14 protein-coding genes are annotated in these 20,415 nt (G+C 66.7%); 6 read left to right on the top strand and 8 right to left on the bottom strand.

Going from position 1 to position 20,415, the window contains the following annotated elements; all coding sequences use genetic code 11:
• Positions 1–84: 84 nt before the first annotated feature.
• Positions 85–1,704 (bottom strand): EAL domain-containing protein, encoded by a 1,620-nt coding sequence (locus ACYX4S_RS10015; RefSeq protein ID WP_293720523.1) that lies wholly within the window; start codon positions 1,702–1,704, stop codon positions 85–87.
• Between the two features lie 158 nt (positions 1,705–1,862).
• On the opposite strand from ACYX4S_RS10015, the gene ACYX4S_RS10020 reads away from it, so the two are divergent.
• The 3 genes from ACYX4S_RS10020 to ACYX4S_RS10030 all read left to right on the top strand — a co-directional run bounded on the left by ACYX4S_RS10020 (position 1,863) and on the right by ACYX4S_RS10030 (position 6,366).
• Positions 1,863–2,771, top strand: coding sequence for a sugar kinase (locus tag ACYX4S_RS10020; protein ID WP_476362791.1), 909 nt, complete (start codon positions 1,863–1,865; stop codon positions 2,769–2,771).
• A 152-nt stretch (positions 2,772–2,923) separates the two neighbouring features.
• Positions 2,924–4,123, top strand: coding sequence for a hypothetical protein (locus ACYX4S_RS10025; protein WP_476362792.1), 1,200 nt, complete (start codon positions 2,924–2,926; stop codon positions 4,121–4,123).
• Positions 4,124–4,275: 152 nt separating this feature from the next.
• Positions 4,276–6,366 carry a hypothetical protein gene (locus ACYX4S_RS10030; protein WP_476362793.1) on the top strand — a complete coding sequence of 697 codons (2,091 nt, stop codon included), beginning with the start codon at positions 4,276–4,278 and terminating at the stop codon, positions 6,364–6,366.
• 165 nt (positions 6,367–6,531) lie between these two features.
• Here the strand turns inward: ACYX4S_RS10030 and ACYX4S_RS10035 are convergent, their stop codons facing one another.
• Together ACYX4S_RS10035 and aspS are read right to left on the bottom strand one after the other, a co-directional pair.
• On the bottom strand, positions 6,532–8,313 hold the full coding sequence (locus ACYX4S_RS10035) for an ABC transporter ATP-binding protein (RefSeq protein WP_476362794.1): 1,782 nt from the start codon (positions 8,311–8,313) through the stop codon (positions 6,532–6,534).
• A 34-nt stretch (positions 8,314–8,347) separates the two neighbouring features.
• Positions 8,348–10,264, bottom strand: coding sequence for an aspartate--tRNA ligase (aspS, locus tag ACYX4S_RS10040; RefSeq protein WP_476360048.1), 1,917 nt, complete (start codon positions 10,262–10,264; stop codon positions 8,348–8,350).
• A 272-nt stretch (positions 10,265–10,536) separates the two neighbouring features.
• Here aspS and rnd point away from each other — a divergent pair, with 272 nt between their 5' ends.
• Complete coding sequence (gene rnd / locus ACYX4S_RS10045) at positions 10,537–11,769, top strand: ribonuclease D (RefSeq protein ID WP_476360049.1); 1,233 nt, start codon at positions 10,537–10,539, stop codon at positions 11,767–11,769.
• A 141-nt stretch (positions 11,770–11,910) separates the two neighbouring features.
• Here the strand turns inward: rnd and ACYX4S_RS10050 are convergent, their stop codons facing one another.
• From ACYX4S_RS10050 to ACYX4S_RS10065, 4 genes are all read right to left on the bottom strand, one after another.
• On the bottom strand, positions 11,911–13,437 hold the full coding sequence (locus ACYX4S_RS10050) for a Ppx/GppA phosphatase family protein (protein WP_476360050.1): 1,527 nt from the start codon (positions 13,435–13,437) through the stop codon (positions 11,911–11,913).
• Positions 13,430–15,658 (bottom strand): RNA degradosome polyphosphate kinase, encoded by a 2,229-nt coding sequence (locus tag ACYX4S_RS10055; protein WP_476360051.1) that lies wholly within the window; start codon positions 15,656–15,658, stop codon positions 13,430–13,432. Before ACYX4S_RS10055 ends, ACYX4S_RS10050 begins: the two co-directional genes overlap by 8 nt.
• A 113-nt stretch (positions 15,659–15,771) precedes the next feature.
• Positions 15,772–16,464 (bottom strand): HdaA/DnaA family protein, encoded by a 693-nt coding sequence (locus tag ACYX4S_RS10060; protein WP_476360052.1) that lies wholly within the window; start codon positions 16,462–16,464, stop codon positions 15,772–15,774.
• The gene (locus tag ACYX4S_RS10065; protein ID WP_476360053.1) at positions 16,457–17,596 is read right to left on the bottom strand and encodes an AI-2E family transporter; all 1,140 of its coding nucleotides are present in this window, start codon (positions 17,594–17,596) and stop codon (positions 16,457–16,459) included. The genes ACYX4S_RS10060 and ACYX4S_RS10065 overlap by 8 nt, the downstream gene beginning before the upstream one ends.
• A 337-nt stretch (positions 17,597–17,933) precedes the next feature.
• Between ACYX4S_RS10065 and purM the strand changes: the two genes are divergently transcribed.
• Together purM and purN are read left to right on the top strand one after the other, a co-directional pair.
• On the top strand, positions 17,934–19,010 hold the full coding sequence (gene purM, locus ACYX4S_RS10070) for a phosphoribosylformylglycinamidine cyclo-ligase (RefSeq protein ID WP_476360054.1): 1,077 nt from the start codon (positions 17,934–17,936) through the stop codon (positions 19,008–19,010).
• Positions 19,011–19,066: 56 nt separating this feature from the next.
• On the top strand, positions 19,067–19,672 hold the full coding sequence (purN, locus tag ACYX4S_RS10075; RefSeq protein ID WP_476362850.1) for a phosphoribosylglycinamide formyltransferase: 606 nt from the start codon (positions 19,067–19,069) through the stop codon (positions 19,670–19,672).
• Between the two features lie 9 nt (positions 19,673–19,681).
• Here the strand turns inward: purN and ACYX4S_RS10080 are convergent, their stop codons facing one another.
• The gene (locus tag ACYX4S_RS10080) at positions 19,682–20,410 is read right to left on the bottom strand and encodes a helix-turn-helix transcriptional regulator (protein WP_476360055.1); all 729 of its coding nucleotides are present in this window, start codon (positions 20,408–20,410) and stop codon (positions 19,682–19,684) included.
• Positions 20,411–20,415: the final 5 nt, after the last annotated feature.

Genomic DNA, 20,415 nt, shown 5'->3' on the forward strand with positions numbered 1-20,415 from the left:
ACAGGGCAAAAGGCCGCTTACGCGGCCCGTGAACAAGAGACGGGGTAGAGAGCTTCGGGCCAGGATGTTCGCGTGCGGACCGCCTCAGGCGGCGCCGGCCACCATGGCGAGCGGGCTGTTTTCCTCGCCCGGCATCGCGCCGCCGCTGGCGGACAGCGCCTCGGCCAGGTCGATGAAGAGCTTCGCCGGCAGCGGCGGCGAGAAGATGTAGCCCTGGGCGGCGGAGACACCCAGTTCGCGAAGGCGCTCGATCTGCTCCATGTGCTCCACGCCCTCGGCGATGATGCCCATACCCAGATTGTCGGCCAGTTCGACCATCGTGTCGACGATGGTGGTGGAGTTGTCGTCGGTGCCCAGGCTGTCGATGAACATCTTGTCGATCTTGATGATGTCGATGCCCAGCTTCTGCAGGTAGGCGAAACCGCCGTGGCCGGTGCCCACGTCGTCGAGCGCGACGCGCACCCCGAGCGCCTGCATCTCGGCGATGATCTTGCGCGCGGTTTCCATGTTGGCGAGCGGCTGGCGCTCGGTCACTTCCATGACGATCTGCTGGAAGGCGATCTTCGACCCGCCGTAGATTTCCTGAATGTCGTCGATGATGCGCCGGTCCTCGAAGTGGCCGGCGAAAAGGTTGATCGACAGCTTGAAATCCGGATTGCGGTAGTAGAGGTCGCCAACCTCCTCGCAGGTCTTGCGCATGATCTGACGCGTCATCTCGAACACATGGCCCGAGGTCTCCGCGAAGGTCATGAAGGCGCCCGGCGAGATGATGGTCCCGTCCGGCCTCTGCCAGCGCATCAGCACCTCGCAGCCGCGCAGCCGCCCGGTCTCGATGTCCATGACCGGCTGGTAGAAGGGGACGAACTCGCTCTTGCGGATGGCCTGGACGAAATCGTCCTCCGCCTCGCTCTCGGGGCGCCAGGAGAACCACACGCCGACGGCGACGAGAAGGATCGCGACGCCGACGCTGGCAATCGCCGCGACCACCTTGAGATCGCGAACCAGCATCTCGGCCGCGAATGCCGGCACGGTCACGTCGGCAGACATGGGATATTTGGCCGATGCGACGCCGACCACGAGCTGACGCTCGGCGGCCGTGGCATCGAGGCTGTTGCTCTCGCCCGATCGCAGCCAGACGACACCGTCGCCAAGGCGCAGGTCCACGTGGCGATAGGGGCGCAGGTACTCCGGGCCCGGGTCGATGGAAATCGCCACCGGCGAAATCTCGGCCAGCAGGCGCTGACCGTTCCCGATACGCCAGCTCACGAGGGCGACACGGGTGCCCTCGTAGATCTTGTCGCGCATGCCGATTCCCACAAGCGGCGAATCGGACTGGAGCATGGGCAGCACCGGCTTGCCGCTCGTCGCCTCGTCGGGGACGTTGCACATGAGAACGCCGTTGGCATCCACAACGCCGATCATCTGCACGAAGGGCGCGCCGAGCAGCGCCGAATGAAAGGCCGCCCGGTCCATGGCCGCGCAGGTGACGAACCCGCCCTGATGCAGTTGCTGAAGCGCGGAAACGGCGTCGCCGATGGCCTTCTCGGCGCGCAGGACGTAGCGCTCCGCGATGGCGCGCATCTCGTCTTCCGCCTGCCGTTCGGCGTAGTTGCTCAGGATGTAGTTGGCCACCACGAGGGGCGCGATCGCCACCGCAATTGCGATCAGCAACGTCCTGAAGAAGAGTGCATAGCGTCTGGACACGCGCGTTTCCGAGATTGACCGATGATCCCAATATGCACAGGCTTTGGTAAATGACCCCTGAACGGGGAAAACGAAAGCGCAAGAATTCCGGACGCTTGGCACATCAACGCGACGATGCCGACCTCCGCCCGCCCGCCTCGATTTCAGAAGGATCCGCCATGCAGGCATTGTTCATCGGCCAGGCCTATATCGACATCACGTTTCTCACGGACGAACTGCCGACCAGCGACGAGAAGACCATCGCGCGCGACTATGCGGTGAGCTTCGGCGGAAACGCGGTGACGGCCGGCTTCGCGGCCGCGCGGCTCGGATCGAAACCGGAAATCATGTGTTCGCTCGCCGACGACTGGCTGGCGCGCATGTTCCTGGACATGGCCGCCAAATACGGCATCCCGATCCACGGGCGGAAGGTTCACGAATCCTCCCTCTCCTTCATCATGCCGAAGGACGGAAAGCGCGCCATCGTGCGCTGCCGCGACGACGCCTACCTGCATCCCTTCCAGCCGCTCAACCTGGAAGGCTGCCGGGCGCTGCATCTCGACGGGCACATGCCCGACGCGGCGCTGCATTACGCCAGGGCCTGCCGGGAAGCCGGCATCCTGACCTCCCTCGACGGCGGCGCGGTGCGCGCCAACACCGAGGAGCTCCTGCCCCTCATCGACGTGGCGGTGGTCTCCGCGCGCTTTTGCGAGCAACTCGGGCTCGGCGTCGGCGAAACGCTGGAGTACCTGCGCGCAAAGGGGTGTCACGTCGGCGCGGTGACGCTCGGCGAGAAGGGGATGCACTGGTACGAGGGCGACGGCGCCCTGCGGCACATGCCCGCCCTCGACGTTCCGGCGGAAAAGGTTGTGGATACGAACGGCGCCGGCGACGTGTTTCACGGTGCCTATGTGCATCATCACCTCGCCGCCCCGGACGCCGGCTGGGAGGAGCATTTCCGCTTTGCCCGCGCCGCCTCCGCGCACGCCATCCAGCACCTCGGCAACGAGGCGAGCATGCCGCGGGACGAGGATGTGGCAAAGGCCATGGGACAATGGCCGGAAAAGGCAATGTCCGTCACGGTTTAGTCACGCTCGACCGCCAGCGTGCCCCTGTCGCGGGCGTGGGGCCGGGGCCCGCCGGGGCTGGCGGGTTGTCCTTGCCCGCCAATTGACGCAAGGTATCGCTGGCCCGCAGGCAGGGAGCGGACTTGAAAACACCGATTCTCGGAGACGACTGGATGAATCACCTCACTTCCCGTTCCGCCCTTGCCATGGCGCTCGCCGTTCCGCTCGTGCTCCCTGTCGCGGCGCTCGCCTTCGAGGCGAGCGGCAACGACATCGCCGACCGGTTCATGGAGATCATGGAAGCGGGCAACGCCACGGTTACCGGCTATGACAGCGTCGCCGAAAGCGGCGACACGGTCACCATCACCGGCCTGGCCACCACCATCAACGAAGGCGACGACGCCGCGAAGCTCTCGATCGCCTCGACCGCGATCACCGGCGGCCAGCTCGCCGACGACGGCGGGCTGAGCGCCGGCGCGCTTGCCATGACGCAGGTGCGCGTCGACGGCAAGGACAAGGGCGACGACATCGCCATCACCGTCGAGACGATCACCATCGCCGACCCGGTGCTTCCCTCGGCGGCGAGCGTCGGCAAGGCGGCCGCCGGAACGGTGGCGCCGGGCTACTCGCGCGCCGAGCTGTCCGACATCCTCATCGACGCCGGCGACCAGGGTCGCATTCCGGTCGAGCGCGTCGTGGCGCGCATCGACCGCATGGACGGCGACCTGCCGACCTCCGGGTCCGTCGACCTGGAGGGCATCCGCATCTCCCAGGACATGCTCGATGACGACGAAAAGAAAACCCTCGCCGAACTCGGCTACGAGGAGCTGACGCTGTCAGCCGGCTTCTCGGGCGACTGGGATCCGGCAAGCGGACGACTCGACGTGACACGCCTGACCATGGGCGGCGACACGTCGGCGACCATCGACGCCAGCCTCGTGCTCGGCGGCCTCACCCGCGAGGTGGTCGAAAAGCTCGACCAGTCGCAGGAGGATCCCCAGCAGGCCATGGCACTCATGCAGGGTCTCACGCTGGAGCGCATGACGCTGCGGATCGACAACGCCTCACTCGTCGACCGGCTGCTCGACAGCCAGGCCAAGTCCTCCGGCATGAGCCGCGCCGATTTCGTCGCCCAGCTTTCCGGCGCGCTGCCGATGATGCTCTCGGTGCTCAACAACGCCGACTTCCAGACCAAGGTCGCCGCTGCGGGCACCACGTTCCTGAACGAGCCGAAGTCGCTGTCCGCCGTCGCGTCGCCCGCCAACCCGCTGCCGCTGGCGCAGGTGATGGGCACCGCGATGATGGCGCCGCAGATGCTTCCGGACATCCTGAACGTCACCATCGCGGCCAATGAGCCGAAGGCCGACCAGTAAACCGTCACGAACGTCCGCACCGGCACGGCAGCCCTTTGCCACCCTGCCGGTGCGTCCACCTTCATACCCAGACCGCACCCGTAGCGGCCGCCGGCACCGCCACGCCCCTTGTGGCCCCGGACGGCTCGCACGGAAGCCTCGGAGATCCGTAAATGAAAGCCATGCCTGTCCTTTCCCGCAATACGTGCGCGACGAAGGAACGCTCCACGCAGCGTCGCCGACTGCTGGCCCTGACCGCCAGCCTCGCCATTCTTGCAGGCCCCCTCACCGCCCCGGCCCACGCCAATGATGCCGTCAAGGCGCTCGACAGCTTCCTCGAGACCGCCAAGGCATGGGGCGCCTCGAGTGGCGAGTACGGCGAGGTCAACGAGACCGCACCGAACGACGCCGTCATGCGCGACGGAAAGCTCGGCTGGGACCTCGCCTTCAAGCTCGGCGACGCCGACATCGACCTCGACATCCGCCTCGAGGCCCCGGAAGTTCGCCTGTACGGAGCAAAGATCGACGACAAGGGCTATTCCTTCGACAAGATCGAGTACCCCGGCGCAATGACGGTGAGCCTGTCGGGCGGCGTGACCGAGGATGGCGAGCGCAAGTCGTTCGACGCGGTCATTACCCAGTATGACGCGGTGGTCACCGGCATTTTCCAGCCCCGGCTCGAGCTTGCCGAGGATGCCGAACACCCCGTGTCACGCTTCAAGCCGATGCTGCTGGCATTCCTCGACGTGCGCATCGACGAGAGTTCCGCGCGCCTGATCGAGATGCAGGTCGAAAACCAGGGCAGCACGCAGAACGACCGCTACGAGGACATCAGCTACAAAGGCTTTGGCAACGGTCGGATCGAGGAGCAGAGCATCGGCCGAATGACCTCGGTACAGTCGTTCCCGCTGTCCGACGGCGCGGATGCCGAGAAGCTTGAGATCAAGCAGGAAACCGGCGCCTATGTGGTGAAGGGAACCGATATCCGGCCGCTGTACGAAGTGCTGAAGATCGTCCCCGCCGGCACCGCCGCGAACGACACGATCATCGAGAGCCTGTCCTCGGACGACATGAAGATCTCGGCCAAGTTCGGCCAGCTCACCATCGCCAGCACGACGGCAAGCGGCGTGACCCTCGACACGGACGTGGAGCCGGTGGACGCGCTCGCCATCGGCGATCAGGCCATGCTCGGCACCCTGCCCAAGGACGAGGCCTCGCTGGTCAACCTCGGCCGCAAGGCGCTGGACATTCTCGACGGGTTTACCGTTGCCTCCATGGCGATGGACACGATCGCCGTCACCTCCGACTTCGGCAACGGCACGATCGACCGCATCGCCGTGGACGACGCGTCCTACCGGGGTCTCGGGCACGGTGAACTGACCGGTGTCGACGTCGCCGTCAAGGAGGACAACACGACGGTGAAGCTCGACTCCTTCACCCTCGACGGACTGACGCTCCCGCCGCTGGCCAACTACATCGACATTGCCCTTGCCACCAAGACCGGCAAGCCGAACATCCAGGAGATCCTCGCCGTGGTGCCGATGCTCTCCGGCATGGAGATGAAGGGACTGGACGTTGCGTCCGACGACCTGCCCGGCCCGATCAAGCTCGACAGCTATTCGCTGTCGATGGACGGCTTCATCGACCCGATCCCGACCTCCATCGCGATGAAGACCGTGGGCGCTCAGATGCCGGTCGAACTGGTTGACGACCGGAACGCGCGCAAGCTCCTCGAGCGCCTCGGCCTGACCCAGGTCGCCTATGCGGACGAGCTTTCGATCCGCTGGGACCCGGACACGCTGAAGCTTTCCGTCGACCCGATGACCATGTCCATCGACGGTGGCGGCTCGGCAACCTTCACCGCCGAGGTCGGCGGCATCCCGCGTCTCGTGTTCGAAAACCCGGAGAACGCGCAGGCCGCGCTCGCCACCGCGACGCTGATCAGCGCCCGTCTTGAGGTGAAGGACGCGAAGCTCGTCTCCGCCTACATCGAGGGCGAGGCGGAAAAGGCCGGCATCTCCGCCGAGACCCTTTCCAACGCGCTGGCCGACCAGGCCGCCGCCGGCATGGGGCCGCTCGCCGGCACCCCGTTCGCCAAGGACGCGGAAGGGGCCGTGCGTGCCTTCCTCGCCTCGCCCGACGAACTGGTGGTCGAGCTTTCGCCGAACGCTCCGGTGCCGGTGACCCAGATCCTCGGCCTGGCGGCCACCTCGCCCGGCGGCATCCCGGACCTGCTGGGCGCGGCAATCAGCGCCAACAACTGATCCGCGTTCCACCACGGGAACGCCTGCAAGATGCCCCGTCCGGTTTTCCGGGCGGGGCTTTTTTGCGTCCGGTCACCGCACGGCGAGCGGAGACGCGCGCGCGCCCATGGCCTGCCACGGAAGAAACGTGACTTCACAAACCGATTCACGAGTCGGGGGAACCTGTTAGGAGGCGTTCTTGTCGTTGAACTGCAGGTCGCAAAGGCGCTTGTAGAGACCGCCTTCGGCGACAAGCGCCGCATGGGTGCCGCGCTCGACAACGCGTCCCTTGTCCATAACCACGATCTGGTCGGCCTCGCGCACGGTGGCGAGGCGATGGGCGATCACGAGCGTGGTGCGCCCCTTCATCAGCCGCGAAAGCGCTTCCTGGATCTTGGCCTCGCTCTCGGAATCGAGCGCGGAGGTTGCCTCGTCCAGCAGGAGGATCGGCGCATCGCGCAGGATCGCGCGGGCGATGGCCACGCGCTGGCGCTGACCGCCGGAGAGCCTGCCACCGCCCTCGCCGACGCTGGCATCGTATCCGCCGTCGAGACCGAGGATGAACTCCTCCGCATTGGCCTCGCGCGCGGCCTGGCGGATGTCGTCCTCGCTCGCGCCCGGACGGCCGATGGCGATGTTGTCGCGCACGCTCAGGTCGAAGAGGAACGTGTCCTGCGAGACGAGCGCGATCTGCGCGCGCAGCGACTGGAGGCCGGCCTCGCGAATATCGGTCCCGTCGATCAGCACCCGACCGGCGAGCGGATCGTGGAAACGCTCCAGCATGGCGAAAACGGTGGACTTGCCCGCGCCCGACGGTCCGACGAGCGCCGTCACCTCGCCCGGACGCGCCTCGAACGCGAGATGGTCGAGCGCCGGCGCCTCGCCATACCGGAAGACGACGTCGTCGAAGGTCACCCGTCCCTCGTCAAGCCGCAGCGGCGCGTCGGGCGCCGTGTCGCGCTCGCCCGTCTCCCGGTCGAGCACCTCGTACATGAGCCGCACGCCGACGAGATGGGCCGACAGGTTGACGTTGAGACGCGCCAGCCGCCGGGCCGGATCATAGGCGAGCAGAAGTGCCGCGATGAAGGAGACGAACGAGCCCGGATCGCTGCCAAGCTCGATGACGGAATAGCCGCCGTAGAGGATCACCAGGGCGATGGCCATGCCGCCGAGCGTCTCCATCACCGGCGAGGTGCGGGCCGACAGGCGGGTGATCTTGTTCGCCTGCGTCTCGACATCGGCCACCGCCTGGCCCATCTCGTAGCGCAGGCGCTGCTCCACGGCGAAGGCCTTGACGATGCGGATGCCGGAAATCGTCTCCTGGGAGATCGACAGGATACGCGAGAGCGAAACGAACTGCGACTTCGCCACACGGCGGACCCGGCGCACGAGCTTGCTCACGACGATGATCGCAGGCGGAGCGATCACCAGGGCGATGACGCTCATCAGCGGGTCCTGGATCACCATGACGCCGACGAGGGCGATCACCGAGAGAAGGTCGCGTCCAAGGGCGGTGACGACGAGGTCGAGAGCGGCACGCGCGGCATTGGCGTTGTGCGACAGGCGCGTGCCGAGATCACCGATGCCGGAGCTTTCGAAAAAGGCGACGTCCTGGCTCGTGATGGCGTTGAACAGACGTCTCTGGATCTGGGCGACGATGGCGTTGCCAATGCGCCCCAGAATGACGAGTTGGCCGTAGGAGGCCGCCCCCTTGACCAGGAACACCACGAGCACGAAGACGGCGATGGCGATCACCATCGCCCCGTCGCGCGCGACGAAGATCTCGTTGATGACGTCCTTGAGGACCCAGGCACTCGCCCCCGTCGTGGCGGCGACGAGGCCCATGCACACGAAAGCGAGCGCGTAGAGCGGCGCGAAGGCCCGCGCGTTCTCTCTCACCAGACGGCGGATGAGCGCGGGCGCTCCGTCCGCATCGGCAAAGAGCCAGGCTTCCAGACGCTTGCGCAAGACGTGTCACTCCGCAGCGGAGCGGATCCGCGGATCAGCCCTTCTCGGGCAGGTTGAGCCGGATGTGCAGCTCGCGCAACTGCTTCGGATAGACGTCCGAGGGAGCGCCCATCAGAAGGTCCTGCGCCTGCTGGTTCATCGGGAACAGGCTGACGTCGCGCACGTTCTTCGCGCCCACGAGGAGCATCACAATGCGGTCGACGCCGGCGGCCATGCCGCCATGGGGCGGGGCACCGTACTGGAAGGCGCGGTAGAGACCGCCGAAGCGCTCTTCCACGTCCGCCTTGGTGAGACCGACCTTCTCGAAGGCGGCGACCATGAGGTCCGGCGACTGGTTACGAATGGAGCCCGACGCGATCTCGTAGCCGTTGCAGACCAGATCGTACTGGAACGCCTTGATGTCGAGCGGGTCCATGGTCGCCAGCGCGTCGAGGCCGCCCTGGGGCATGGAGAAGGGGTTGTGCGCGAACTCGACCTTCTTCTCGTCCTCGTCCCATTCGTAGAACGGGAAGTCGACGATCCATGCGAGCGCGAAGCGGTCGCGGTCGATCAGCTCCAGCTCCTCGCCGACGCGCGTGCGCGCCTTGCCGGCGAAGTCGGAGAACTTCTTCGGATCGCCCGCGACGAAGAAGGCCGCGTCGCCGGCCTTGAGGCCGAGCTGTGTGCGGATCGCCTCGGTGCGCTCCGGGCCGATGTTCTTGGCAAGCGGACCTGCTGCCTCGAAGATCTTTCGCTTCTCCCATCCGTCTGGCCCTGCAGGTCGATCGATGGGCTCTGCGTGATCAGCAACAACGTCTCCAGATGCTATAGCAGAAGTAAGCTCGCTCTGAGACATCTGTGTTACTTTACGCTGCACCCAAACTTCGCCTTCACGCCAGAAGATGTAGCCAAGCCCCGGCTGGCCCTCGCCCTGCGCCCAGGAGTTCATCCGGTCGCAGAAGGCGCGGCTGCCGCCCGTGGGAGCGGGCACCGCCCAGACGGCGTTCTTCTCGTCCTCGAGCATGCGCGCGAAGATCTTGAAGCCGGAGCCGGCGAAATGCTCGCTGACGTCCTGCATCTCGATCGGGTTGCGCAGGTCCGGCTTGTCGGAGCCGTACTTGCGGATCGCCTCCGCATAGGGAATGCGCGGGAAGACGTCGGTGACGGGCTTGCCCTTGGCGAACTCCTCGAACACGCCGCGCATGACAGGTTCCATCGTGCTGAAGACGTCATCCTGCTCGACGAAGCTCATCTCCAGGTCGAGCTGGTAGAACTCGCCCGGCAGCCGGTCGGCGCGCGGATCCTCGTCGCGGAAACACGGCGCGATCTGGAAGTAGCGGTCGAAGCCCGACATCATCAGCAGCTGCTTGAACTGCTGGGGCGCCTGCGGCAGCGCGTAGAACTTGCCCGGATGAAGGCGCGAGGGCACCAGGAAGTCGCGCGCGCCCTCCGGCGAGGAGGCCGTCAGGATCGGCGTCTGGAACTCCGTGAAGCCTTCCTCGCCCATGCGGCGGCGCATCGAGGAGATGATGCGCGTGCGCGTCATGATGTTCTCGTGCAGCGTCTCGCGACGCAGGTCGAGGAAGCGGTAGGTCAGACGGATGTCTTCCGGATACTCCGGCTCGTTGAAGACCGGCAGCGGCAGCTCGCGCGCCGAGCCCAGGATCTCCAGCTCGCGAATGAAGAGCTCGATGTGCCCGGTCGGCAGCGTGTCGTTGATGGTCTCGTCGGTGCGCTTCTTCACCTCGCCGTCGATGCGGATGCACCATTCGGCGCGCACGCTCTCTGCCAGCTTGAAGGCGGGCGAATCGGGGTCGACCACGCACTGGGTCATGCCGTAGTGATCGCGCAGGTCGATGAACAGGAGGCCGCCGTGATCTCGCACGCGGTGAACCCAGCCGGACAGGCGCGCGGTTTCACCCACGTGGGTTTCGCGCAGTTCTCCGCATGTGTGGCTGCGATAGCGATGCATGACGTCCTCGAGTGCCAGGTCGTGAAAAGACGCGCGGACGGGATGGGAACCGCGCGGGGACGCGCCGGAGAGAGCCCGGCAACGCGCCGTGCACAAGCCATGGCAGGGCGACAAAGTCAAGGTCGGCGCGGGACGCGCGCCCGGCACCGCCGCCTCGCCCGCCCCGTGTGACGACCGGAACGGGCCCGCCGGACGGGCCTCGAACGATCCGACGGAGATCGGCGGTTTCGTGGCGACAAGCGGGCAAGCATGAGATATACGTCGCGATTACCATGAATATTATCACAAGCACCAAGGACCTCGCCGACGTGTGTCGGCGGCTCGCCACTCATGATTTTGTCGCGGTCGACACGGAGTTCCTCCGCGAAACGACTTTCTGGCCCAAGCTCTGCGTGATCCAGATCGCGAGCATGGAAGAGGCCGTGATCGTCGACGCGCTCGCCGACGATCTCGATCTGGAGCCCTTTTTCGAGCTGATGCGCGATGAAAGCGTCGTGAAGGTGTTTCACGCCGCCCGGCAGGACATCGAGATCATCTATCATCGCGGCGGGCTCATTCCGCACCCGCTGTTCGATACCCAGGTCGCGGCGATGGTCTGCGGCTTCGGCGACTCGATCTCCTACGACCAGCTCGTGCACCGGGTGACGGGGGAGCGCATCGACAAGTCGTCGCGCTTCACCGACTGGACGCGCCGGCCGCTCACCGACAAGCAGCTGGCCTACGCGCTGGCCGACGTCACGCATCTGCGCGACGTCTACCACTTCCTGAAGGCCAATCTGGCCGAACAGGGACGCAGCCACTGGGTCGGCGACGAGATGGAGGTGCTCACCTCCGAGAACACCTATCGCACCGACCCGGAAAACGCCTGGAAGCGGCTGAAGCTGAGGGTGCGCAAGCCCATCGAGCTTGCGGTGCTGCAGGAGGTCGCGGCCTGGCGCGAGCGCGAGGCGCACACCCGCGACGTGCCGCGCAACCGCATCGTCAAGGACGACGCCATCTACGAGATCGCCGCACAGCAGCCGACGAGCCAGCAGGCCCTCGCCGCCCTTCGCACCATGCCGCGCGGCTTCGAACGCTCGCGGGCCGCGGAGGAAATCCTGGGCGCGGTGAAGCGCGCGCTCGCGATTCCGAAGGACAAGCTCCCCGAGGTGCCCAAGGGGCGCTCGGCGCCGGACGGCTCGGCGGCGGCCGTCGACCTGCTGAAGGTTCTTCTGAAGCTTGTCAGCGAGGCCAACGGCGTCGCCGCGAAGGTTATCGCGACGGTCGAGGACCTGGAGAAGATCGCGGCCAGCGACGAGGAGGCCGATGTGGCCGCCCTGAGCGGCTGGCGCCGGGAGCTCTTCGGGGAAGCGGCGCTGAAGCTCAAGCGCGGCGAGATGGCACTGGCCTTCAACGGCCGGAGGGTCATCGCCGTGGAGCAGGACGCACCGCTGCTGGTCAAGCCCTCCTCCGAGGGCGGGCGCAAGAAGCGCAGCCGCTCCCGGGCGGCGAGCGTGCCGGGCTGATCCGCCGCCACGCTGCCACCGATCCGAAAAAGGCGCGTCGGGCTTCCGCCCCTCGCGCCTTTTCTCTTTCGGATATCCCTGGGCCGGAGACCCTTGCGCAGGTTTTCGCCGGAACGGCCCGGACGGCCCGCTGCCGACGGATCAGGGGCGCGCGGAGATCCTGGCCTTGAGGCCGAGGAGACGACCGAACTGGTTGGCGCGCTTGGCGAGCCGTTCCCCCTCGAGGGCGGCAAGCTCGTCCGGCAGAACGATGGTCATTCCCCCGTCCTGAACCTCGACGCCGATGCGCGGCAGGATGCCGGCAACGGAAGCGCTGAGCACCGAGGCAAGGCGCAATGCCCCACCGAGCAGCCGGGCGCGCTCCTTGAGACGCGTATGGGCGAGCTCGCGGATGCGGGGTCCCAATGCGTCCTCCACCAGTCCCTGATGGCGGTAGAACACCGAAAGCGCCAGATAGGCCCGCCCCGGATGGTCAATGCCCACGAAACCGGCGTTCGAGATGATGTTGAGGCTCTGTTCACCGCGATAGTCGGGATGCGCGCGCCAGCCGATATCCGACAGCAGGCAGCCGGCGGCACGCAGGCGGCGTTCGTATTCGGTCTCGTCGATGCCGACGGCGGGGAAGATGCGATCCGTCCAGGCGATAAGTTCCTCGCCGTAGTCGGGTGAGCGCGCGCGCAGGATGGAGAGCTCGCGCGCGGCGGCGACCAGCGGATCGAGCCGGCGGGTGTCCTCCGGCATCAGATCGTAGAGCAGCCCCTCCCTAAGGCCCATGGCGGACATGACCACGCGGGCCGACTTGGTGCGGCGCAGGACCTTTTCCATCACCGTCGCGCCGAAGGGAAGAAGCTGACGGCGCGCGCGCGAAACAACGTCGATCATGTCGAGCGAGTCCGGATCGCGCCGCGCCACATGCTGGCAGAACTCGATCGCCTCCTCCGCCTCGATGCAATAGTCGTGCATCACATGCAGCGGATAGCCGTTCTGGTGGAGATGCAGGCGGGCCAGCGAACGCCAGGTCCCGCCAACCGCATAGAAGGTCTTGTCCGATCCGATCGGCAGCCACTCGACACCCGAAAGCGCGTCGTCCGCGAGCTTCTGCGCCCGGGCGATCTTGCCGTCCGAGGCCTCCTGAAGCCGGATGCCGCCGAGAGGAAGGGTCTGCCCCCGCCCGATCTCGTCGTGCTTGAGCTCCACGAGTTCCAGACTGCCCCCGCCGAGATCGCCGACGATGCCCTCCGGCCGCCAGATGCCGGAGACGATGCCGAGTGCTGCGAGCCGCGCCTCGTCGCGCCCCGTCAGGACGCGCACCGACGTCCGGCAGATGCGCTCCACCTCGGCGATGAAGATGGAGCCGTTGGTGGCGTCGCGCGTGGCGGCGGTTGCAAGGATGTGAAGGTCGGTGACGCCGATCTGGTCGCACAGGCGGCGAAAACGCACCAGCGCCTGCAGTGCCGTGCGCTCCGGCCCCTCGGCGAGACGACCGGTCGCGGCTAGTCCGCGCCCGAGGCCAGCGAGCACCTTTTCATTGAAGAGAACCGTCGGCGAGCGCGCGAGGCGCTCGTAGACGACAAGGCGGATCGAGTTGGATCCGATATCGATCACCGCGACGGGGCCGGTTCCATTCAACCGGCCCCGCACGAGTCCATCTGGCAGCCTGTCAGCCACGCTTTGCCGGCTCCGTGATCGATTTCGGACTGTTTGCGCGCAGCGACTTGCCACGGCCGGAGAGAGACGGATTTGTCATGAAATACTGGTGTGCGTTGAACGGCTTCTCGCCGCGGCCGGGGCGAACGCGCTCGTGACCGCCGTCCGCCAGAAGCCGCCAGCTCTGCTGGTTGTCCTTGAGGCTCGCGACCATGATCTGGTCGAGAACCTGCTCATGCACCGTCGCGGTCCGCAAGGGAGCAAGCGTCTCCACGCGGCGGTCGATGTTGCGCGGCATCAGATCCGCCGAGCCGATATAGACGACCGAATTCGGCGAGGGAAGCCCGTGTCCGTTGCCGAAGCAGAAGATGCGGCTGTGCTCCAGGAACCGGCCGACGATCGACTTGGCGCGAATATTCTCCGACAGGCCGGGAATGCCGGGACGCAGGCAGCAGATGCCGCGCACGACAAGCTCCACCTGCACGCCCGCCTGGCTCGCCTCGTAGAGCGCGTCGATGATCTGGGGATCGACGAGCGAGTTCATCTTCATCCAGATCTGCGCCGGACGCCCGGCCCGGGCGTGATCGGCCTCTGCCGCGATCATCTTCATGATGTCACGGCGCAGCGTCACCGGCGAAACCATCATGCGGTTCAACTCCACCGGCTCAGCGTAGCCGGTGATGTAGTTGAAGATCTTCGCCACGTCGTGGGCGAGATCCGGATCGGCGGTGAAATAGGACAGGTCCGTGTAGATGCGCGCGGTGATCGGATGGTAGTTGCCCGTTCCGATGTGGCAATAGGTGCGCAGTTCGCCATGCTCGCGACGCACCACCATCGACAGCTTGGCGTGGGTCTTGAGCTCCAGGAAGCCGAAGACGACCTGCACGCCCGCGCGCTCCAGGTCGCGCGCCCAGCGGATGTTGGCCTCCTCGTCGAAACGCGCCTTCAGCTCGACAAGCGCGGTCACCGACTTTCCGGCTTCCGCTGCTTCCGCCAGCGCCTTGACGATCGGCGAGTTGTTGGACGTGCGGTAGAGCGTCTGCTTGATGGCGACAACGTCAGGATCCTGCGCAGCCTGGCGCAGATACTGGACCACCACGTCGAAGGACTCGTAGGGGTGGTGGACGATGATGTCCTTCTGCTGGATCGCCGCGAAGCAATCCCCGCCATGCTCGCGGATGCGCTCGGGAAATCGAGGCGTATAGGGCTCGAACTTGAGATCGTCGCGATCCACGGAGACAAGCTGGGACAGGTTGTTGAGCGCCAGCAGCCCGTCGACCATGAACACCTCATCCTGATCGACATGCAGCGCGTCGGCAACGAACTCGCGCAGGGAGTCCGGGGTCGAGTGCTCGATCTCGAGGCGGATCACCGACCCGCGCCGGCGCCGCTTCAGCGCGCTCTCGAACAGGCGCACCAGATCCTCGGCCTCCTCCTCGATTTCCAGATCGGAATCACGGATGACGCGGAAGGCGCCACGGCCACGGATCTCGTAGCCGGGGAAGAGACGCGTGATGAACAGGCCCAGCGCGTTCTCGATGGTGATGAAACGGTCCCCCTCGACACCATCGACGGCAGGCAGGCGCACGAAGCGGTCGAGCTGCGCGGGAATGCGCAGCAGCGCCGTCATGCCGCGCCCGCCCTTTTGCGGCGCCAGTTCAAGCACCAGCGAAAAGCCGAGGTTGGGAATGAAGGGGAACGGATGCGCGGGATCGATGGCCAGCGGCGTCAGAACCGGGAAGATATGGCCGAGGAAGTAGTCTTCCAGCCACTTGCGGTCGGACGAGGTGAGATCCCCCTCCTCCACCAGCGACACGCCGACGCCGGAGATGATCTTGCGCATCTCGCGCCACACGCCCTGCTGCTCGTTCTGCAGGGCGAGAACGGCGGAGGTGATGCGCTCAAGCTGCTCGGCCGGCGTCAGTCCGTCGATGGAGCGGGTTCCCACCCCCTCGCGCAGCTGCGCGCGCAGGCCCGCGACGCGGACCATGAAGAACTCGTCGAGATTGTTGGCCGAGATCGACAGGAAGCGCAGCCGCTCAAGCGCTGGATGGGAAGTGTTTTCCGCCTCCTCCAGCACACGGCGGTTGAACTGCAGCCATGACAGCTCGCGGTTGATGAAACGGCTCGGGTGTCCGCCCAGCGCCTCGGCCGCGTCGGACGTGCGCGCGGCAGCGGCCTGCGCCTGAGCTGCCTCGTCCGTGGCGTTCGCCTGTGTCGCCTCAACGGTTGCGTCGTTCATTCATGCCTCCTGCGCCCGGATCCGTCCGGACCATCCCGGTCTACTACAGCGCCGAGCCTATAGAAATGGTTTGACGGTTTTGCATCAACGCCCGCCCCCATCGCGCGGATCGCCTACCGGGCTGTGGACAGGGCGTCGAGCACCCTCGCGGCAAGCGGTCGGGTGATGCCGCGCCCGGCCGACAGCGATGCGCGGTCCAGCCGGTCCACGATGTCCTGGGCGGCGGCGAGCGAACGCTCCATGCGAACCACCAGATAGTCGACCACCGCCGGATCGACATCGATCTGCCGATCCGCGAAGAGCTTGACCAGAACCCGGCGCAGCAGTTCGTCGTCCGGCTCGAGAATTTCCAGCGGCGTGGCGGCACGCAGGCGGGAGGCGAGGTCGGGCAGCGTCAGCCCCCAGGACTGCGGCCATGTGCGCGCCGTGACGAGCAGATGCGCGCCATGCCCGCGCACCGCGTTGATGAGATGAAACAGCGCCGCCTGGTCGACGCCCGCATGGGCATCCTCCACGGCGACCGCTCCGTGCCGGGCGAGCGCATCCGCTTCCGTCTCCACCAGATCGCGGGCATTGACGATGACCGCGCCGCTGATCTCCTGCCACACATGGACGAGATGGGTCTTGCCCGAGCCGACCGGGCCCGCCAGAAGCACGACCGGCGAAGGCCAGTCCGGCCAGGACTCGATGAGCGAGACGGCGGCCGCGTTCGATGCTCCGGGCAGGAAGTCGTCACGCCCGAAGGCGGCCTCATGCGGCAGCACAAGCGGGATCTGGTCCAGCGCGAGAGGCTTGGTCTCAGCCATTGCGTGTCTCCCCGGCCATTCCTTTCTGCCCGTCGCCGAGCGCGTCGGGGTGTTCCGCCGCGCCGGCCTGCCCGGGCGCGCCCGCATAGAGGCGGCTGTGAAGATACTGCGAGAGCGCGAAACGCGCGAGCACGCCGATCATGGCCGAGGCGGGAACGGCGATCAGCATCCCCACGAAGCCGAAGAGGTAGCCGAAGGCGAAGAGCGCGAACATCAGCCAGACCGGGTGCAGGCCGACATTGGAGCCGACAAGCTTGGGCTGCAGGATGTTGCCTTCCAGGAACTGGCCGGTGGCGAAGACCACCAGCACGGCCACGACCATGGGCCAGTCCGGCCAGAACTGGACAAGCGCGACCCCGAGCGAGACGACGAGGCCCAGCGTCGCGCCCACATAGGGAATGAAGCTGACGAGGCCAGCGCCGATGCCGATGAGCAGGCCGAAGTTCAGCCCGACGGCGACGAGGCCGATGGCGTAATAGGTGCCGAGCAGGATGCAGACGCTCACCTGCCCGCGGACGAAGCCCGCGACCGCCCGGTCCATCTCGCCGGCGAGCCGGCGGATCGTCGCCTGATAGGGGCGCGGCAGCCAGCTGTCGATGCGCTCGACCATGTGGTCCCAGTCGAGCAGCAGATAGAAGGCGACAACCGGCGTCACCACGAAGAGCGATATGACGGACAGCAGCGCCTGGCCGCCGTTCCAGATCGACTTGGCGAAGCTCGCGACCCAGCCGGCTCCCTCGCCCAGCAGCGAACCGACATTGGACTTCAGGTCCTCTCCCCCCATTCCGAAAAGGGAGAACACGCGTTCGCCGAGATTGTCGCTCACCAGAGACTGGAGCGAATTGACCAGCCCGGGAAGCGCCTTGAGGAAGCCGGAAAGCTGGTTGCCGAGCAGCGGCAGCATGAGGAGCAGAACCAGCAGGAAGATCAGCACGAAGGAGACGAGGATAATCAGCGTCGCGCCAAGACGCGGCAGGCCCATGGCCTCCAGCCGGTCGGCGACGGGATCGAGCAGATAGGCCAGCGCCATGCCCGCCACGAAGGGCAGCAGGATGGGGCTGAACAGATAGACGAAGGCAACAAAGGCGATGAAGGACCCAAGCCAGAAGTAGATCTGTCGCTGCAACGTCACGGTATACGTGCCCCTTCTTCCGCCCCGCCCCGGATATCCGGGACTTTCGGGTGGTCGCCGCCTGCGTGAAAACGCGGCCGACCGTGTTCTGGCAGATAGGCAGGCGGCGCAAACACCGTCAAGCTTCGCACCGCGTCATGCCCGCTTTCCGCAGGATTTGCGCCGGCCGGGCACCCCAGGTGGCGTTCCTCGTCCGTCATCGGCGCAAGATCCGTTCCTTTTGCCGCCCAACGCCTGTGCAAGGCTGGCGGTTTCACTTGCATTCCCCTTTTTCTGTGTTTGTATGCGCGCTCTTTCACAAAGAGCCCTTCACAAAGAGCACCTGGAGACGAATGCGATGAGCGCAGCGAGCCAGCCCCCCCGCAATGGCCTGAGCTATGCGGATGCCGGTGTCGACATCGACGCGGGCAACGAGCTCGTCCGCCGCATCAAGCCCTTCGTCAAGGCGACGGCACGGCCGGGCGCCGACAGCGAGATCGGCGGGTTCGGCGGCCTGTTCGACCTCAAGGCGGCGGGCTTCGACGATCCCATCCTGGTCGCGGCCAATGACGGCGTGGGCACAAAGCTCAAGATCGCCATCGACAGCGGCGTCCATGCGACCGTGGGCATCGACCTTGTGGCCATGTGCGTCAACGACCTTGTCGTGCAGGGCGCCGAGCCGCTGCTCTTCCTCGACTACTATGCCTGCGGCGCACTCGACCTCGAGGTCGCCAGCGACGTGGTGAAGGGCATTGCCGAGGGATGCCGCATCTCCGGCTGCGCGCTGATCGGCGGCGAGACGGCCGAGATGCCGGGCATGTACCGCGCGGGCGACTACGACCTGGCCGGTTTCGCCGTGGGCGCGGCGGAGCGTGGCGCGTTGCTGCCGCGCGCCGATGCCGCCGAGGGGGACATCCTGCTCGGGCTCGTGTCGTCGGGTGTCCACTCCAACGGCTTCTCGCTGGTACGTAAGATCGTGGAGACCAGCGGCCTGACCTGGACCGATGCCGCTCCCTTCGCGCCGGGCGCGACGCTGGGCGAGGCGCTGATGACGCCGACGCGCATCTATGTGAAGCCGCTTCTCGCGGCGATCCGGGCCAACGACGGCATCAAGGCCCTTGCCCATATCACCGGCGGCGGCCTGCCGGAAAACCTGCCGCGCGTGCTGCCCAAGGGGCTGGCCGCGCGCATCGACCTGTCCGCCATCCCCGTGCCTCCGGTCTTCGGCTGGCTCGCCGGGGCCGGCGGCGTCGTGCAGAGCGAGATGCTTCGCACCTTCAACTGCGGCATCGGCATGGTGGTCGCGGTCGCCCAGGATCAGGCGGAAGCGGTCGCAGAGGTTCTGCGCAAGGAGGGCGAGAACGTCGTCACGCTCGGCAGGCTCGAGACGCGAGACGGTGACGCCGTCGTCTTCGACGGGGCGCTGGGCCTGTGAGTTCCACCCCAGCCCGTCGCCGCACCGCGATCCTCGTTTCGGGCCGCGGCTCGAACATGACAGCGCTTCTGGACGCCGCGTCCGATCCGGACTACCCGGCGGAGATCGCGCTGGTGCTTTCCAACCGTCCCGGCGCTCCGGCTCTGGACAAGGCGAAAGCGGCCGGCATCGCCACGGCGACCATCGATCATCGTGGCAAGGGCGGACGTCAGGCGTTCGAGGAACTGCTCCAGGGCGAACTCGAGGCCCATGGCATCGAACTCGTCTGCCTTGCCGGCTTCATGCGTCTTCTCACGCCCTGGTTCGTGGAACAGTGGACCGACCGGCTGATCAACATCCACCCTGCCCTGCTGCCGTCGTTCAAGGGGCTGGACACGCATGCGCGCGCGCTTGCCGAGGGCTGCAAGATCCACGGGGCGACGGTGCATTTCGTGCGCGCGGAAATGGACGCCGGTCCGATCATCGCGCAAGGCGCGGTGGCGGTCGCCGACGACGACACGGAAGCCAGCCTCGCGGCACGCGTGCTCGCCGTCGAGCACGAGATCTACCCCCGCGCGCTCGCGCTCGTCGCCGCGGGCGCGTTTTCCATCGAGGGAATGCGGGTGACGCGCACGGACCGTGGCAATGCCGAGATCCCCGCGCTCATCGTGCCTTCGGCCTGAGACGGGCGTTCAGGCGCTTCTCGCGGCCACCATGCAGGCCCGGCGCTCCTCTTCGAGCGGCTTCATCTCCACCGCCCACCAGTCGCGGTAGAGCCAGGAGCGGGCACGTGGCGGACGCGCGTCCAGAACCTCCATCGACAGGATCCGGTCTGAGCGGAAATTGCGATAGGCGCCGCGCAGTTCGCACCAGGCCGCCAGAACCCGCGCGCGCTCAAAGAACGCCAGCACGATGGGCCAAACGACACGCCGTTCCGGCACGCGGCCCGGCACCTGGTAGACGATCTCCAGCTTGCGCCCCGACCGCAGACCCTCGCGCAGTCTCGCAAGGCAGATCCGGTCCTCCGGCGGCAGTGCCGCCGATGGCGCGTAAAGCGGGGCATCGAGAAATCCCTCCCGCAGATGCGCGGGCAGCACGGTCGCGATCTTGGCCACCGCGTCCCGCGCCGTGCGGGCAAGGGCTGCGTCGCCCCGCCCCTCCGCCATGCGCAGACCCAGCATGACCACCTCCAGTTCCTCCGCCGTGAACATCAGCGGGGGAAGATCGTAGCCCTCCTCCAGCACATAGCCGATGCCCGCTTCCCCGCGAACGGGGACCCCGGTTCCCTCCAGCGCGGCGATATCGCGATAGATGGTCCTCAGCGAGACCTCCAGTTCCTCGGCGATGGCCGCCCCGCTGACCGGGGCGCGGGCGCGGCGCAGGATTTGCAGGATCTGCAGCAGGCGGTCGGCACGACGCATGGGAA

It is taken from the genome of Stappia sp. ABD4_338, from assembly GCF_056312175.1.